At 73.0% G+C, this 14561-nt stretch carries 12 protein-coding genes and 1 pseudogene; 10 read left to right on the top strand and 3 right to left on the bottom strand.

The window, feature by feature from the left end; genetic code table 11:
- Positions 1 to 12: 12 nt before the first annotated feature.
- Positions 13 to 654, bottom strand: coding sequence for a hypothetical protein (locus BLW57_RS16160; RefSeq protein WP_256339497.1), 642 nt, complete (start codon positions 652 to 654; stop codon positions 13 to 15).
- Positions 655 to 938: 284 nt separating this feature from the next.
- On the opposite strand from BLW57_RS16160, the gene BLW57_RS16155 reads away from it, so the two are divergent.
- From BLW57_RS16155 to BLW57_RS16135, 5 genes and pseudogenes are all read left to right on the top strand, one after another.
- A complete protein-coding gene (locus BLW57_RS16155) occupies positions 939 to 1796 on the top strand; it encodes a bifunctional methylenetetrahydrofolate dehydrogenase/methenyltetrahydrofolate cyclohydrolase (RefSeq protein WP_093475332.1) in 858 nt (285 codons plus the stop codon).
- Positions 1783 to 2253, top strand: coding sequence for a DUF3017 domain-containing protein (locus BLW57_RS16150; protein ID WP_093475330.1), 471 nt, complete (start codon positions 1783 to 1785; stop codon positions 2251 to 2253). The genes BLW57_RS16155 and BLW57_RS16150 overlap by 14 nt, the downstream gene beginning before the upstream one ends.
- Before the next feature lie 131 nt (positions 2254 to 2384).
- Positions 2385 to 2672, top strand: a pseudogene (locus BLW57_RS42320) (response regulator transcription factor); the annotation flags it as partial.
- A 393-nt stretch (positions 2673 to 3065) separates the two neighbouring features.
- The gene (locus BLW57_RS16140) at positions 3066 to 4301 is read left to right on the top strand and encodes an XRE family transcriptional regulator (protein WP_093475327.1); all 1236 of its coding nucleotides are present in this window, start codon (positions 3066 to 3068) and stop codon (positions 4299 to 4301) included.
- 391 nt (positions 4302 to 4692) lie between these two features.
- A complete protein-coding gene (locus BLW57_RS16135; protein WP_093475326.1) occupies positions 4693 to 5682 on the top strand; it encodes a malate dehydrogenase in 990 nt (329 codons plus the stop codon).
- Between the two features lie 118 nt (positions 5683 to 5800).
- On the opposite strand, the gene BLW57_RS16130 is transcribed toward BLW57_RS16135, so the two are convergent.
- Positions 5801 to 6646: an MFS transporter gene (locus BLW57_RS16130; RefSeq protein ID WP_371127793.1), complete on the bottom strand. Its 846-nt coding sequence runs from the start codon at positions 6644 to 6646 to the stop codon at positions 5801 to 5803.
- On the opposite strand from BLW57_RS16130, the gene BLW57_RS16125 reads away from it, so the two are divergent.
- Entirely contained in the window at positions 6639 to 7055 is a 417-nt protein-coding gene (locus BLW57_RS16125) for a LysR substrate-binding domain-containing protein (RefSeq protein WP_306822946.1), read from the top strand. The two genes, BLW57_RS16130 and BLW57_RS16125, sit on opposite strands and share 8 nt — an antisense overlap.
- Here the strand turns inward: BLW57_RS16125 and BLW57_RS16120 are convergent.
- Positions 7044 to 7907 (bottom strand): helix-turn-helix domain-containing GNAT family N-acetyltransferase, encoded by an 864-nt coding sequence (locus tag BLW57_RS16120; protein ID WP_256339821.1) that lies wholly within the window; start codon positions 7905 to 7907, stop codon positions 7044 to 7046. The genes BLW57_RS16125 and BLW57_RS16120 overlap by 12 nt on opposite strands.
- A gap of 380 nt (positions 7908 to 8287) precedes the next feature.
- Here BLW57_RS16120 and BLW57_RS16115 point away from each other — a divergent pair, with 380 nt between their 5' ends.
- The 4 genes from BLW57_RS16115 to BLW57_RS16100 are packed head-to-tail and all read left to right on the top strand — an operon-like array spanning position 8288 to position 14560.
- Positions 8288 to 9808 (top strand): aldehyde dehydrogenase family protein, encoded by a 1521-nt coding sequence (locus BLW57_RS16115; RefSeq protein WP_093475320.1) that lies wholly within the window; start codon positions 8288 to 8290, stop codon positions 9806 to 9808.
- A gap of 47 nt (positions 9809 to 9855) precedes the next feature.
- Positions 9856 to 11388, top strand: coding sequence for a GMC family oxidoreductase (locus tag BLW57_RS16110; RefSeq protein ID WP_093475319.1), 1533 nt, complete (start codon positions 9856 to 9858; stop codon positions 11386 to 11388).
- Positions 11385 to 12623: a quaternary amine ABC transporter ATP-binding protein gene (locus BLW57_RS16105; RefSeq protein ID WP_093475317.1), complete on the top strand. Its 1239-nt coding sequence runs from the start codon at positions 11385 to 11387 to the stop codon at positions 12621 to 12623. Before BLW57_RS16110 ends, BLW57_RS16105 begins: the two co-directional genes overlap by 4 nt.
- Positions 12623 to 14560: an ABC transporter permease gene (locus tag BLW57_RS16100; protein WP_093475316.1), complete on the top strand. Its 1938-nt coding sequence runs from the start codon at positions 12623 to 12625 to the stop codon at positions 14558 to 14560. Before BLW57_RS16105 ends, BLW57_RS16100 begins: the two co-directional genes overlap by 1 nt.
- The last annotated feature ends 1 nt before the right edge of the window (position 14561 follow it).

The following is a 14561-nucleotide window of genomic DNA, read 5'->3' as shown; positions in this document are numbered from 1 at the left end:
CGCAGGCGCAGCTCAGTAGCGCGGGCGGTTGAACCAGGCGGTACCGCTCGGAACGACCGGCGCCGCGGTGATGACGGCCGCGAACACCACCCAGATCAGCGGGAAGATGACGGCCGAGGCGAGGCCGGAGTCCATGCCCGCGAACAGCATGATCAGACCGAGGATGCCGCCGAGCGCGCCGTAGACCACCGTCGTGATGCGCACGCCCTGGCCGCCCCGGCCGAACTTCACGCCCAGCGTGATGGACAGCGCCGCGAGGCCCAGCGCGATCAGCGCGAAGAACACGATCAGGCCCGCGGCCGTGTGACCGCCCTCGCCGATCGAGGTGAACGGGTTGTCCTCGGAGGAGCTGCCCAGGTCGTCGGCCTTGTTCGAGACGTCGTTGACGAACGCCGCCACGTACAGCCAGATCAGGCCGCCGATGATCTGCACCGCGGAGATCAGGTACAGGAACACCCGGGCCGTCACGAGCAGACCCGGCATCGACTGGGGCATCGCGTTGCCGCCCGGGTAGCCGGGGTACGCGGGCTGCTGCGGGTAGCCGTAGCCCTGCGGCGGGCCGGCCGGCGCCTGCGGGTAGCCGTAGCCGGGAGCGGCCGACGGGGGCTGGGACGGGGGCGGGCCGTACGGGTTGTTCGGGTCGCCGAAGCTCATGGCGGGGTTCCTCCGTTGCTCAAGTGCGGGGACGAACGCGCGGCACGGTTCGGAGGAGAGTTCTACAGATGCGGTCCGTCCCCCCGGCACTGCCCGCGGCACTGTGTGCTCATCGTTCTTTAGCAGGCTCTTACTTGTCCAGCCGGAATCGGCATGTGTTGTGCAAGTGCAACATCACTGATCATGAGGTGACACATCCCGGATCATGCGGTGACAAAAGACGGGGAGAGCTGTCCGGCGACCCGGATTGGAACCCGGGCCGGGTCATCCGCGAGGATGGACCCATGACCGCCCAGATTCTCGATGGCAAGGCCACCGCAGCCGCGATCAAGTCCGATCTGACCGCCCGCGTGGCGGCGCTGAAGGAGAAGGGCGTCACGCCCGGCCTCGGCACGATCCTGGTCGGGGACGACCCCGGCAGCCAGAAGTACGTCGCGGGCAAGCACCGCGACTGCGCGCAGGTCGGTATCGCCTCCATCCAGCGGGAGTTGCCGGCCACGGCCACCCAGGAGGAGATCGAGGCGGTCGTCCGCGAGCTGAACGAGGACCCGGCCTGCACCGGCTACATCGTCCAGCTGCCGCTGCCCAAGGGCATCGACGAGAACCGCATCCTTGAGCTGATGGACCCGGACAAGGACGCCGACGGCCTGCACCCGATGAACCTCGGGCGGCTGGTCCTCAACGAGCCGGCCCCGCTGCCCTGCACCCCCAACGGCATCATCAGCCTGCTGCGCGCCCACGGCGTGGAGATCAAGGGCGCCGAGGTCGTGGTCGTCGGCCGCGGCGTGACCATCGGCCGCCCGATGCCGCTGCTGCTGACCCGGCGCAGCGAGAACGCCACCGTGACCCAGTGCCACACCGGCACCCGGGACCTGTCCGCACACCTGAAGCGGGCCGACATCATCGTCGCGGCCGCCGGCTTCCCGCACCTGGTCCGCGCCGAGGACGTCAAGCAGGGCGCGGCCGTCCTGGACGTCGGCGTCTCCCGCAACGACGAGGGGAAGATCGTCGGCGACGTCCACCCGGACGTGCTGGAGGTGGCCGGCTGGATCTCCCCGAACCCCGGCGGGGTCGGCCCGATGACCCGGGCCCAGCTGCTGGTCAACGTGGTCGAGGCGGCGGAGCGCAGTGCCGGCCGATAAGACGCGCGGCGGTGAGCCGACCGTCCGCGACGCGATCAGCGCCCCCGATGCCGAGGGGCGCCCGCGGCGGACCACGCGCCGCTTCCCGCTGTTCACCAAGGACACCGCGCGCCCCGAGGGCGGCGGCCGGGCGGCCCCCGGCGACGCCCCGGCGCCCGCCCGGCAGTGGCCCATGCTCGTCGTGCTGTCGACGGTCGCGCTCGGCCTGCTGCTGACCGCGCTCGACGTGTTCCGCGTCGGCATGCTGCTGGTCGGTGCCGCCCTGCTGGCCGGCGCGGTCCTGCGCTGGGTCCTGCCCAGCGTCGGCATGCTCGCCGTCCGGTCCCGCTTCACGGACATCGTCACCTACGGCATCCTCGGCGTGGCGATCGTCCTGCTGGCGCTGATGGCGCAGCCCAACCCGTGGCTGCGGATCCCGTTCGTGAAGGGCGTCCTGCACTTCACGATCAGCAGATAGCGACGTCGCAGTACCGGTGGCCCGCACCTCCCCCGGGGGCGCGGGCCACCGGTGCCTCCCCGTCGCCGACGCTACGGCGGACCTCCCGCGCCCCGCGTCGGCCCTGCGGGCGAACTCCCCGGCCAACCGCGGCGGTAGGCGTCACCCGGCGCCTGGTGGAGGCGTTCGGCCGGAACCAGGCGCCCGCCCCCCGCTCCGCGCCCGCACCCGACCTCGAGGTGCTCACCTCCCGGGAGAGGGAGGTCCTCACGCTCACCGCCCGCGGTCTGTCCGACGGGGAGATCGCCGACCGCCTCTACATCAGCGGGGCCACCGTCAAGACCCACCTCAACCGCACGATGTCCAGACTCGACCTGGGCAGCCGGGCCCAGGCGGTGGTGCCGGCCCGCGAGTCGGGACTGGTGACCGCGGGCGGCTGAGCCCGCCGGACGCGGGAGCGGCGGCCCGTCCCCTCCCCCGAGCAAGGACGAACCGCCGCCGGGAAACAGCCTTCCGCTTCGGGAACTCCCTGTTCAACGCCTGTCCCCGCGCTGTGGCACGGAAGTGACCGTTCCGCTACGGTGTCCGCGCGCACCCCCGCGTGTGCCGTTCAGGTGTCGACGTATTGACAGTTCGGGATACGTTACGAAGACCTCGTGGCACCGGGTGCACCGCCGCGGCGACCCACGCCCCCGTGCGCCCCCACACCGGGAACTGGGATCCTTGGTCAGCGCATCCCTGTGGGTAGCCGGCACGAGTACCGGCACGCGGGGGCGAGCCGGGGGGCCGCGCGCGAGACGACATGCACCGACCGGGGGGAAGAGGGGGAAACGATGCCTCGCTGGAAAGATCTGCCCGAGGATCTGGACCCGCAGATCAAGGAGTTCACGAGTCAGCTGCGCCGACTCGTGGACCGCAGCGGCCTGAGCATCGCGGCACTGGCCGACCGCACGGGTTACAGCAAGACGTCCTGGGAGCGTTACCTGAGCGGCCGGCTCCTCGCGCCCAAGGGCGCGATCGTCGCGCTCTCCGAGGTCACCGGCTCCAGCCCGGTCCATCTCACCACCATGTGGGAGCTGGCCGAACGGGCCTGGAGCCGGGCGGAGATGCGGCACGACCGCACCATGGAGGCGATCCGGATCTCCCAGGCGCGTGCCGCGCTGGGCGACTTCGGGGCGGCCGAGGCGACCGGCGGTCCGTCCGCACGCCAGGGCGGCGGCAGCACCACCGTGACCCCGGGCGTCGCCGGCCCCGCGGGCGTCTCCCCGTCGGTCCCCGGCCGGCCGGCGGGTCCCGACACCGACACCGACACCGACGCCCGCGAGGACGCGGCCGGCGAACCGGCCGACGGCGCGGACGGCGAGGACGGCGCGGACTCGGGCGTCAACTCCTGGAAGCTGGCCGGGTACCGGGGCCCCTCGCCGACGAGCGCCCGCCCCGGCACGGGGGTACGGCCCCCCGTCCCGGCCGAAGGCCCCGGCCCGGTTCCGGGTACCCCGGTTCCGGGCCAGGCTCCCCACCAGGGGCAGCCGGGGGCGCCCCGGCCCGCGGACCGCGCCTCCGCCGGGCGGCCGGCCCGCCGGCAGCGGCTGACGATGTCCCTGGCGGGGCTCGCCGGCGTGCTCGTCGTCATCGCCGGCGTCTTCTGGTTCATGAACCAGGGCGGCGACGACGGGAAGGGCCGCGCCGCGAAGTCCCCCGCCCCCTCCGCCAGCGCCCACGTCAAGCTGCCGCCCGGTGTGAAGTGCGCCGGCTCCGCGTGCGACGGCAAGGACGCCGAGGCCATGGGGTGCAGTGGCGACCTGGTCACCACCGCCAAGACCGCCACCGTCGGCACCACCACCCTGGAGGTCCGCTACAGCAAGTCGTGCGGCACCGTGTGGGGCCGCATCACCGGTGCCACGCAGGGCGACAAGGTGCAGGTGTCCTCGGGCAAGGTGAAGCAGACGGGGGAGATCACCGCCGTCGGGGACGCCATCGCGTACACCCCGATGGTCGCCGTGAAGAACCCGGCGGCGGCCAAGGCCTGCGCGATCCTGGCGTCCGGGCGGACCGGCTGCACGCCGTGACGGCCGTCCGTCTCCGTACGGCTCCCCGCACGCGGTGGGCACCGCCCCGGGGAGCCGGAAGGGTGAAATTCCCTTCCGGTGCGCATGGCGGTCCCGATCCCGGGCACGCGAGCAGTACCCCCACGGGAGTCCGGTGTTTCGGTACCCCCACCGGCGGCCGCTTCCGTCCCTCCTCTCCCGGACGGGCGGCCGCCTTTTCGTCCCCCGCGACCCTGCCGACCCCGGCGTCCCGCCCCGGTGATCCTCTTGTGGGGTGAGCCACACGGCCCGGGACGTCTCGCATGCCGGATGCGCGATAGCCTGACCGCTGGATCGATCTCTTGATACCAAGAGATCGATCATCCGCCCGGGGCAGGGACGCCCCACCGCCAGCTGTCATACGGAGAACGCCATGACCCGCACTCCCGTGAACGTCACCGTCACCGGCGCGGCCGGCCAGATCGGTTACGCCCTGCTCTTCCGCATCGCCTCCGGCCAGCTGCTCGGCGCGGACGTACCGGTCAAGCTGCGCCTCCTGGAGATCACCCCCGCGCTGAAGGCCGCCGAGGGCACGGCCATGGAGCTGGACGACTGCGCCTTCCCGCTGCTCCAGGGCATCGAGATCACCGACGACCCGAACGTGGCCTTCGACGGCGCGAACGTGGCCCTGCTGGTGGGCGCCCGTCCGCGTACCAAGGGCATGGAGCGCGGTGACCTGCTGGAGGCCAACGGCGGCATCTTCAAGCCGCAGGGCAAGGCCATCAACGACCACGCCGCGGACGACATCAAGGTCCTCGTCGTCGGCAACCCGGCCAACACCAACGCGCTGATCGCGCAGGCCGCCGCCCCGGACGTGCCGGCCGAGCGCTTCACCGCGATGACCCGCCTGGACCACAACCGCGCGCTGACCCAGCTCGCGAAGAAGACGGGCTCCACGGTCGGCGACATCAAGCGCCTGACCATCTGGGGCAACCACTCCGCCACGCAGTACCCGGACATCTTCCACGCCACCGTGGCCGGCAAGAACGCCGCCGAGGTCGTCAACGACGAGAAGTGGCTGGCCGAGGACTTCATCCCGACCGTCGCCAAGCGCGGTGCCGCGATCATCGAGGCCCGCGGTGCCTCGTCGGCCGCCTCCGCCGCCAACGCCGCCATCGACCACGTGTACACCTGGGTCAACGGCACCGCCGACGGCGACTGGACCTCCATGGGCATCCCGTCGGACGGCTCCTACGGCGTCCCGGAGGGCCTGATCTCCTCCTTCCCGGTCACCACCAAGGACGGCAAGTACGAGATCGTCCAGGGCCTGGACATCAACGAGTTCTCCCGCACCCGCATCGACGCGTCCGTGCAGGAGCTGGCGGAGGAGCGCGAGGCGGTTCGTTCCCTCGGTCTGCTCTAGACTCCCGCACCACACAGCCGACGCTCGGCACCCCCTCGCAGGGGTGCCGAGCGTTCGCCGTGTGCGGGTCCGTCGCGGCCGGTCGCGCCCGCGCCGCGTACCGGGGCGGCCCCGCACCTCAGGGGGTCGCGGTGCCGTCGGCCGCGTAGTGCGGCACCCTCCGGGCGAGAGAGCCGTACCCGGCCACCACGAGTGCCGTGGCGGCCAGCACCACCACGCCCACCGTCCGCAGCGCCGGCCCCATGCCGTGCGGCAGGTCGGTGTGGGCGGACAGGACGGTGCCGGTGACGGCGACGCCCAGTGCGGCACCGGTCTCCCGGGCCGTCGTGCCGAGACCCGAGCCGAGGCCCGCCTGGTGGGGCGGGAGCGAGGTGACCACGCCCAGGGTGAGGGCCGGCATGGACAGTCCGGCGCCGGCCGAGATGACCAGCAGCCAGCGGACGAACACCGCGTAGGGCGTGCCCGCGTCCGCCGTGGACGCGCCGAGCAGGCCGAGGCCGATCAGGGCGAGACCGGTGCCGACGACCGCCCGGGGGTGGCCGGCCCAGCGGGTGGCCAGCTTCTGGGTGGCCGCCATCCCGAACACCAGCGGCATGATCGCCAGCCCGGTGACGGCGGCGCCGAACCCCTTCACGTCCTGCAGGTACTGCGAGTTGACGTAGAAGAGGGAGAACAGCCCGAAGAAGCCGGTGGCCGTGCCGAGGGAGGCCGCCCGCAGCCGGGCCGAGGCGAAGACCCGCGGGTCGAACAGCGGGGCGGGGGAGCGCAGGGCGTGTCCGGTGAAGCCCGCGATCAGCAGCGCGCCCGCCACGAAGGCGCCGAGGATGCGTGCGGAGGTCCAGCCGTGCACCGGGCCCTCGATGATGCCGAGCAGGACCGCGACCAGCCCCGTCGTGAGCAGCAGGGTGCCGAGCGGGTCGGGGTTGCCGGCGGCGGAGCGCTCGGTCCGCGGGGTCGTGACCACGACGGCGACGGCCAGCAGGACTGCCGGACACCCGCTGCTGGCCGGCGAGTTGACGCCCGAGCGGTTCGCCGGGGCGGCGGGTCACCTCATCGTCTCCCGGCGCGGCAGGCTGCAGGGCCCGATCGATGACGCCCTCGCCGAACTCGGCCTCCAGCGGCGGGTGGTGGGCAGTGTCGGCTCCTCCCCGGCCTCCCTCTTCGTCGTGCAAGAGACCGACCTGATCGGCCTCGTCAGCCACTGGGGCCGCCACCTGGCCGACACCCTCGGCCTGGTCACCTTCGAGATCCCGCTGCGACTGCCCGCGGTGAAGCTGGGGTTCGCCTGGCACCCCCGGCACGACGCCGACCGCGCGCACGCCTGGCTGCGCGGCTGCGTGCGCGAGCTGATGCTCCGGGAGTCAGCCGGCTAGCCGCTTCTCGAACCAGTGCGAGGCGTAGACGTTGTCGTCGTAGGCCGGGATCTCGGTGTACCCGCACGCCCGGTACATCGCCTGTGCCTCGGTGAGCTCGGCGTGCGTGTCCAGGCGCACGGCGTCCAGGCCGCGTGCCCGCGCCTCCCGTTCCAGCCCGGACAGCAGCCGTCGGGCGAGCCCCAGCCGACGGGCCCGCGGGTGCACCCACACGTGCCGGATCTCGCCGACCCCCGGCTCCAGCCGGCGCAGCGCCCCGCAGCCGACGGTGCGCTTCTCCTCGTACGCCACCAGGAAGGCGCCGGCGTCCCCGGTCACCTCCTCGGGGCGCACGAGGGCGGCCTTGTCGAAGCCCTCGGGGAAGCGCGCGTCGATGTCCGCGGCGTAGGCGTCCAGGCAGGCCAGCGCGGCGGGCGAGGCCCCGTCGACCACCTCGACGGTGATCGCCGCCAGCCGCAGCAGCCGCTCCGCGGTGGTCAGGGCCGCGGTCAGTTCGGCCCGCCGGGCGGGGTCGAGCCCTTCGAGCAGGCCGGCGGCGTGGGCGTCGGCGCGCCGGTGCTGCTCGGCGACCTCGGCGCGGCCGGCCGGGGTCGGCTCGATCACGCGCAGCCGGTTGTCGTGCGGGGGCACGCCGACGCGGACCAGCCCCTGCGCCTCCAGGGCCTTCACCATCCGGCTGAGGTAGCCGGCGTCCAGCCCGAGCCGGCCGCGCAGCTCCCGCAGGGAGACTCCCTCGCCGATCTCGAAGAGCAGCCGGGCCTCGCCGAGCGGCCGGTCCTGACCCAGGTAGTGGTCGTCCAGGGCGCCGATACGGCGCGTGAAGTAGCGGTTGAAGCGGCGGAGGGCGGCCACGGCGTCCGCCGGGACAGCGGACTCCGGGGATGCCGTGGGCGCCGGGGACGCGGCTCTTTGACCGCGGTCAAAGGTCTCCATTCCCCGACTGTAGCCAGGGGCTTTCGGGCCGTCCACGGGAGAGGGCGACCGGCCGGTTCGGGCCGGTCGCGGTGACGCTCAAGCTGTACGGCGCACCGATATTTGGCTGCCATGGCCACCCAAGCGTCCGCTCAGTGCCCGGTTTTGTTCGTTTTCGACCGCATTTTCAGTGACGCGGCGCACTTTCGGCCATCGATCGCGCATGCAATGCGTGGGCCATGGGCATGCGTTCGCGGTCCCCGAGCGTGACATGCGTGTGACACAGGGGCACGGATCAGGAACGGAAGGCAATACCGATCATGGCGGACAGAACGATACGACAGGCCGAGGCGACCATTCATGCGGGGGGCGAGTGGCTGGAATCGGTCTCCGGCGCCACGCGCGAGATCCTCGACCCCGCGGACGCCCGGCCGTTCGCCGTGGTCGCGGAGGGTGACGAGAAGGACACCGAGCGGGCGGTGGCCGCCGCCCGCCGGGCCTTCGACCAGGGCCCCTGGCCCGGCACCCCGGTCGCCGAGCGCGCCGCGCTGCTGCGCCGCGTGGCCGACCTCCTCGTGCGCGACCGCGAGGAACTCGGCCTGCTGGAGAGCCGGGACGCGGGCAAGACCGTCGAGGAGGGCCGCGTCGACATCGACTGCGTCGCCGACGCCTTCCGGTACTTCGCCGACCAGGTGGCCGCCGAGTCCCCGGGCCGTGTGGTCGACGCGGGCACGCCCGACGTCCACAGCGTCGTGGTGCACGAACCGGTCGGCGTCTGCGCACTGATCACTCCCTGGAACTACCCGCTGCTCCAGGCCAGCTGGAAGATCGCCCCGGCCCTCGCGGCGGGCAACACCTTCGTCGTCAAGCCCAGCGAGATCACCCCGATGACCACCATCGCGCTGATCGACCTGCTGACCGAGGCCGGACTGCCCGCCGGAGTGGCCAACATCGTCACCGGCCCCGGCCACACCGTCGGCGCCCGGCTCGCCGAGCACCCCGACGTCGACCTGGTCTCCTTCACCGGCGGCCTGATCAGCGGCACCAAGGTCGCCCAGGCCGCCGCGCCGACCGTGAAGAAGGTCGCCCTCGAACTCGGCGGCAAGAACCCGAACGTGGTCTTCGCCGACGCCTGCGCCACCGAGGAGGACTTCGACACCGCCGTCGACCAGGCCCTCAACGCGGCCTTCATCCACAGCGGCCAGGTCTGCTCGGCCGGCGCCCGCCTCATCGTCGAGGAGTCCCTCCGCGAGCGTTTCGTCGCCGAACTGGCCCGCCGGGCCCAGCGGATCAGGCTCGGCCGTGGCACCGAGGACGGCGTCGAGTGCGGCCCGCTCGTCTCCGAGCAGCAGCGCGCCAAGGTCGAGAAGTACGTGGAGGCCGCCCTCGCCGAGGGCGCGGTCCTGCGCTGCGGCGGCAAGCGCCCGCAGCCGGCACCGCAGCGGCCCGGCACCGGCTGGTTCTACGAGCCGACGATCCTCGACGCCTGCCACCGCGACATGACGGTCGTGCGCGAGGAGGTCTTCGGCCCCGTCCTCACCGTGGAGACCTTCCGCACGGAGGACGAGGCGGTGTTCCTCGCCAACGACACCGAGTACGGCCTCGCCGGCGCCGTGTGGACCACCGACCCCGGCAAGGCCCGCCGGGTCGCCGGACGGCTGCGCCACGGCACCGTCTGGATCAACGACTTCCACCCCTACCTGCCGCAGGCGGAATGGGGCGGCTTCGGCAAGAGCGGCACCGGCCGCGAACTGGGGCCCGCCGGACTCGCCGAGTACCGCGAGACCAAGCACATCTACCAGAACCTCGCGCCCAAGCCCGTGCGCTGGTTCGCCGGCTGAACTCCCGACCCCGTAAGCGGCACGTCCCACCTGGAGTAAGCACCACCATGTCCCACACCCCCCATGTCTACGACTACGTCGTCATCGGCGGCGGAACGGCGGGCTCCGTCATCGCCTCCCGCCTCACCGAGGACCCCGACGTCACCGTCGCCGTCATCGAGGGCGGCCCGAGCGACGTCGGCCGCGACGACGTCCTCACGCTGCGCCGCTGGATGGGCCTGCTCGGCGGCGACCTCGACTACGACTACCCCACCACCGAACAGCCCCGCGGCAACTCCCACATCCGGCACAGCCGGGCCCGCGTCCTCGGCGGCTGCTCCTCCCACAACACCCTCATCTCCTTCAAGCCCCTGCCCTCCGACTGGGACGAGTGGGAGGCCGCCGGCGCCAAGGGCTGGGGCGCCGTCCCCATGGAGGCCTACTTCGCCCGCCTGAAGAACAACATCGTCTCCGTCGACGAGAAGGACCGGAACGCCATCGCCCGCGACTTCGTCGACGCCGCCCAGTCGGCACTCGGGGTACCCCGGGTCGAGGGCTTCAACCGCAAGCCGTTCACCGAGGGCGTCGGATTCTTCGACCTCGCCTACCACCCGGAGAACAACAAGCGCTCCTCCGCCTCCGTGGCCTACCTGCACCCGGTCATGGACGAGCGCCCCAACCTCCACATCCTGCTGGAGACCTGGGCGTACCGGCTGGAGCTGGACGGCACCCGCGCCGAGGGCGTCCACGTGCGCACCAAGGACGGCGAGGAACTGCTGATACGGGCCCGCAACGAGGTCGTGCTGTGCGCCGGCGCCGTCGACTCCCCGCGCCTGCTGCTGCACTCGGGCATCGGCCCCCGCGAGGACCTCGAAGCGCTCGGCATCCCGGTCGTCGCCGACCTGCCGGGCGTCGGCGAGAACCTGCTCGACCACCCCGAGTCCGTCATCGTCTGGGAGACGAACGGCCCCATTCCGGAGAACTCCGCGATGGACTCCGACGCCGGTCTGTTCGTGCGCCGTGACCCCGAACACGCGGGCCCGGACCTGATGTTCCACTTCTACCAGATCCCGTTCACGGACAACCCCGAGCGCCTCGGCTACGAACGCCCGCAGTACGGCGTCTCGATGACCCCCAACATCCCCAAGCCGAAGAGCCGCGGCCGGCTCCACCTCACCAGCGCCGACCCGGCCGTGAAGCCCGCCCTGGACTTCCGCTACTTCACCGACGAGGACGACTACGACGCCCGGACCCTGGTCGACGGCATCCGCATCGCCCGTGAGATCGCCCGGAGCGAGCCGCTGGCCGGCTGGCTCAAGCGCGAGGTGTGCCCCGGACCGGAGGTCCAGGGCGACGCCGAACTGAGCGAGTACGCCCGCAAGGTCGCGCACACCGTCTACCACCCGGCCGGCACCTGCAGGATGGGCGCCGCCGACGACGAACTCGCCGTCGTGGACCCGGAGCTGCGCATCCGCGGCCTGGACGGCATTCGCATCGCCGACGCGTCCGTCTTCCCGACGATGACCGCCGTGAACCCGATGATCGGGGTGCTCATGGTCGGGGAGAAGGCCGTCGACCTGATCGGAGGTGAGTCCCGATGACTCTCACGGTTCCCACGCGCAAGCCCCCCACCGACGCCCCTGTCTTCTCCGTGGACGGCCTGTGGAAGGTGTTCGGCCCGAAGGCCGACCGCGTCCCCGCCGACCCGGAACTGACCGGGCTGAGCCCCGCCGAGCTCCGCTCCCGCACCGGCTGCACCGCCGCCGTGCGCGACGTCTCCTTCGACGTGCGCAAGGGCGAGGTGTTCGTCGTCATGGGCCTGTCCGGCTCCGGCAAGTCCACCCTCGTCCGCTGTCTGACCCGGCTGATCGAGCCGACGGCCGGCACGATCGCCATCGACGGCGAGGACGTCCGCGCGATGGACAAGTCCCGCCTGCGCGAGCTGCGCCGCCACCGCGCCGCCATGGTCTTCCAGCACTTCGGTCTGCTCCCGCACCGCACCGTCCTCGACAACGTCGCCTACGGCCTGGAGATCCAGGGCGTCGGCCGTGCCGAGCGGCGCGAACGGGCCGCCGAGGTCGTCGCCAAGGTCGGCCTCGCCGGCATGGAGAAGCGCCGTCCCGGCCAGCTCTCCGGCGGCCAGCGTCAGCGCGTCGGCCTCGCCCGCGCCCTGGCGGTCGACCCCGAAGTGCTGCTCTTCGACGAGCCGTTCAGCGCGCTCGACCCGCTCATCCGGCGCGACATGCAGGAAGAGGTGGTCCGCCTGCACCGCGAGGAGGGCCGCACGATGGTCTTCATCACCCACGACCTGAGCGAGGCGCTGAAGCTCGGCGACCGCATCGCCCTCATGCGTGACGGCCAGGTGGTCCAGCTCGGCACCCCCGAGGAGATCGTGGGCTCCCCCGCCGACGACTACGTCCGCGAGTTCGTCCGCGACGTCCCGCGCGAACAGGTGCTGACGGTCCGTACGGCCATGCGCCCCGTGTCCGCCGCCGACCCCGGGACCGGCCCGGCGGTCCGCCCGGAGGCCACGGTCTCCGAGGCCATCGAGGCGGTGGCCCGCGCCGGAGCCCCGGCCCGTGTCATGGACGACGGCCGCTGCCTGGGCGTCGTGGACTCCGACGCCCTCCTCGGAGTGGTCGCGGGAACGGCGGCACCGGAAGCCCCGACGCCGGCACCGGACGCCGGTCCCGCCCCGGCCGACGCCGCCGCGGAGCCCGTCCCCGCCCCGGCCAGGAGCGCCGCCGCCAAGACGGCACCCGCCGTCGACGGCGCGCCCGGCAAGCGCGGGCAGGCGGCACCGCCGCACCCCCGGACCAGTCCGGAGGCCGTCTGATGGCAACGCTCACCGTCCCCACCTCCCGCACGGACAAACCCCGCGTCCTCAGAAGCCGGGCCGCGGGCAAGCTCCTGCTGCTCGCCCTCGTCGCCGCGGTCCTCGCCCCCTGGGCGGCCACCCACTGGCCCGGCGCCACCTGGCCGCACGCCCTCACCGTCGACCTCTCCAAGCCGCTGGCCGGCGCCAGTGACTGGGTCATCGACAACCGGGACAGCCACCCCCTGTTCCTGTACTTCTTCGGGTACGTCAGCAACGCGGTCGTCCTCTCCGTCCGCGCCGTCTACCTCACCCTGCTCGCCGCCGGCTGGGCCGGCGTGACGGTGCTCGGCGCCCTCGTCGCCTGGCGCGTGGCCGGCGTCCGGCTGGCCGCCGGCACCGCCGCGGCGATCCTCGCCTGCGGCGCCCTCGGCATGTGGATCCCCACCATGCAGACCCTCGCGCTCATGGTCGTGGCGGTCCTCGTCTCCGTGGCCGTGGGCGTGCTCCTGGGCCTCGCAGCCGGCCTCTCCGACCGCCTGGACCGCGCATTGCGCCCGGTGCTGGACACCATGCAGGTGCTCCCGGCCTTCGCCTACCTCCTCCCCGTCGTCCTGGTCTTCGGCATCGGCGTCCCCGCGGCCGTCCTCGCCACCGTGGTCTACGCCGCCCCGCCGATGGCCCGCCTGACCGCGCTCGGCCTGCGCGGAGCCGACCCCGAAGTCCTGGAGGCCGTGGAGTCGCTCGGAGCCACCCGTCGCCAGCGGCTGCTGACCGCCCGGATCCCGCTGGCCCGCAAGGAACTCCTCCTCGGCCTCAACCAGACGATCATGATGGCGCTGGGCATGGCCGTCATCGCCTCGGTCATCGGCGCCGGCGGCCTCGGTGACCGCGTCTACCAGGCCCTCGCCTCGGTCGACGTCGGCGCGGCCCTCGCGGCCGGCATCCCGATCGTGCTGCTCGCCGTCGTCCTGGACCGCGTCACCGCGGCCGCCGGGGACGGGCACACCCGTGCCCGCACGATCGGCTGGCCCTACGCCCTCGCCGTCACCGTGGCCGTCGCGCTGGCCGCACGGCTGCTCGGCGCCCTCGACTGGCCCTCCGGCGCCACCCTGGACATCACCGGCCCGGTGAACACCGCCAAGGACTGGATGGTCGACCACCTGTACTCCGGCGTCCCCGTCGTCGGCGGCACCGCCGAGTGGGCCGCCCACTTCACCACCTGGGTCCTCGACCCGGTCCGCTCCGGTCTGCAGTGGCTGCCCTGGTGGTCGGTGCTGCTGATCGTGGCCGCCCTGGCCTGGCTGATCGGCACCTGGCGCACCGCGCTGACCGCCGTCCTCGCCATGGCCGCGATCGGTGTCCTCGGTGTGTGGGAGCCGTCCCTCGACACCCTCTCCCAGGTGCTGGCCGCCGTGGCCGTCACCCTCGTCCTGGGCTTCGCGACCGGCATCGCCGCGGCCCGCAGCGACCGCGTCGAGCGCGCCCTGCGCCCCGTCCTGGACGTCTTCCAGACCATGCCGCAGTTCGTGTACCTGATCCCGGTCGTCGCCCTGTTCGGCGTCGGCCGCGCCCCCGCCGTCGCCGCGGCCGTCGTCTACGCCCTCCCGGCCGTCGTCCGGATCACCGCGCAGGGCCTGCGCCAGGTCGACCCGGCCGCCCTGGAGTCCGCGCGCTCGCTCGGCGCGACCGGCCGCCAGCAGCTCTGGCAGGTCCAGCTCCCGCTCGCCCGGCGCTCGCTGCTGCTCGCCGTCAACCAGGGCGTGGTCCTGGTCCTCGCCGTCGTCATCATCGGCGGTCTGGTCGGCGGCGGCGCCCTCGGCTACGACGTCGCCTTCGGCCTCGCCCAGGGCGACCTGGCGACCGGCCTGGTGGCCGGCGCCGCCATCGTCTGCCTGGGCCTGATGCTCGACCGGGTGACCCAGCCGACCGAGCGCCGCACGAAGAAGGGAGCCTGAC

Origin of the sequence: Streptomyces sp. 1222.5 (assembly GCF_900105245.1) — a bacterium.
Taxonomy (GTDB): domain Bacteria; phylum Actinomycetota; class Actinomycetes; order Streptomycetales; family Streptomycetaceae; genus Streptomyces; species Streptomyces albidocamelliae.
This window is presented reverse-complemented; position numbering and strand designations above follow the sequence as displayed.

Excerpts from the sequence above, each read along its gene's own strand:
- BLW57_RS16160 (WP_256339497.1), bottom strand. The coding sequence starts at position 654 with ATGAGCTTCGGCGACCCGAACAACCCGTACGGCCCGCCCCCGTCCCAG.
- BLW57_RS16155 (WP_093475332.1), top strand. The coding sequence starts at position 939 with ATGACCGCCCAGATTCTCGATGGCAAGGCCACCGCAGCCGCGATCAAG.
- BLW57_RS16140 (WP_093475327.1), top strand. The coding sequence starts at position 3,066 with ATGCCTCGCTGGAAAGATCTGCCCGAGGATCTGGACCCGCAGATCAAG.
- BLW57_RS16135 (WP_093475326.1), top strand. The coding sequence starts at position 4,693 with ATGACCCGCACTCCCGTGAACGTCACCGTCACCGGCGCGGCCGGCCAG.
- BLW57_RS16115 (WP_093475320.1), top strand. The coding sequence starts at position 8,288 with ATGGCGGACAGAACGATACGACAGGCCGAGGCGACCATTCATGCGGGG.
- BLW57_RS16110 (WP_093475319.1), top strand. The coding sequence starts at position 9,856 with ATGTCCCACACCCCCCATGTCTACGACTACGTCGTCATCGGCGGCGGA.
- BLW57_RS16105 (WP_093475317.1), top strand. The coding sequence starts at position 11,385 with ATGACTCTCACGGTTCCCACGCGCAAGCCCCCCACCGACGCCCCTGTC.
- BLW57_RS16100 (WP_093475316.1), top strand. The coding sequence starts at position 12,623 with ATGGCAACGCTCACCGTCCCCACCTCCCGCACGGACAAACCCCGCGTC.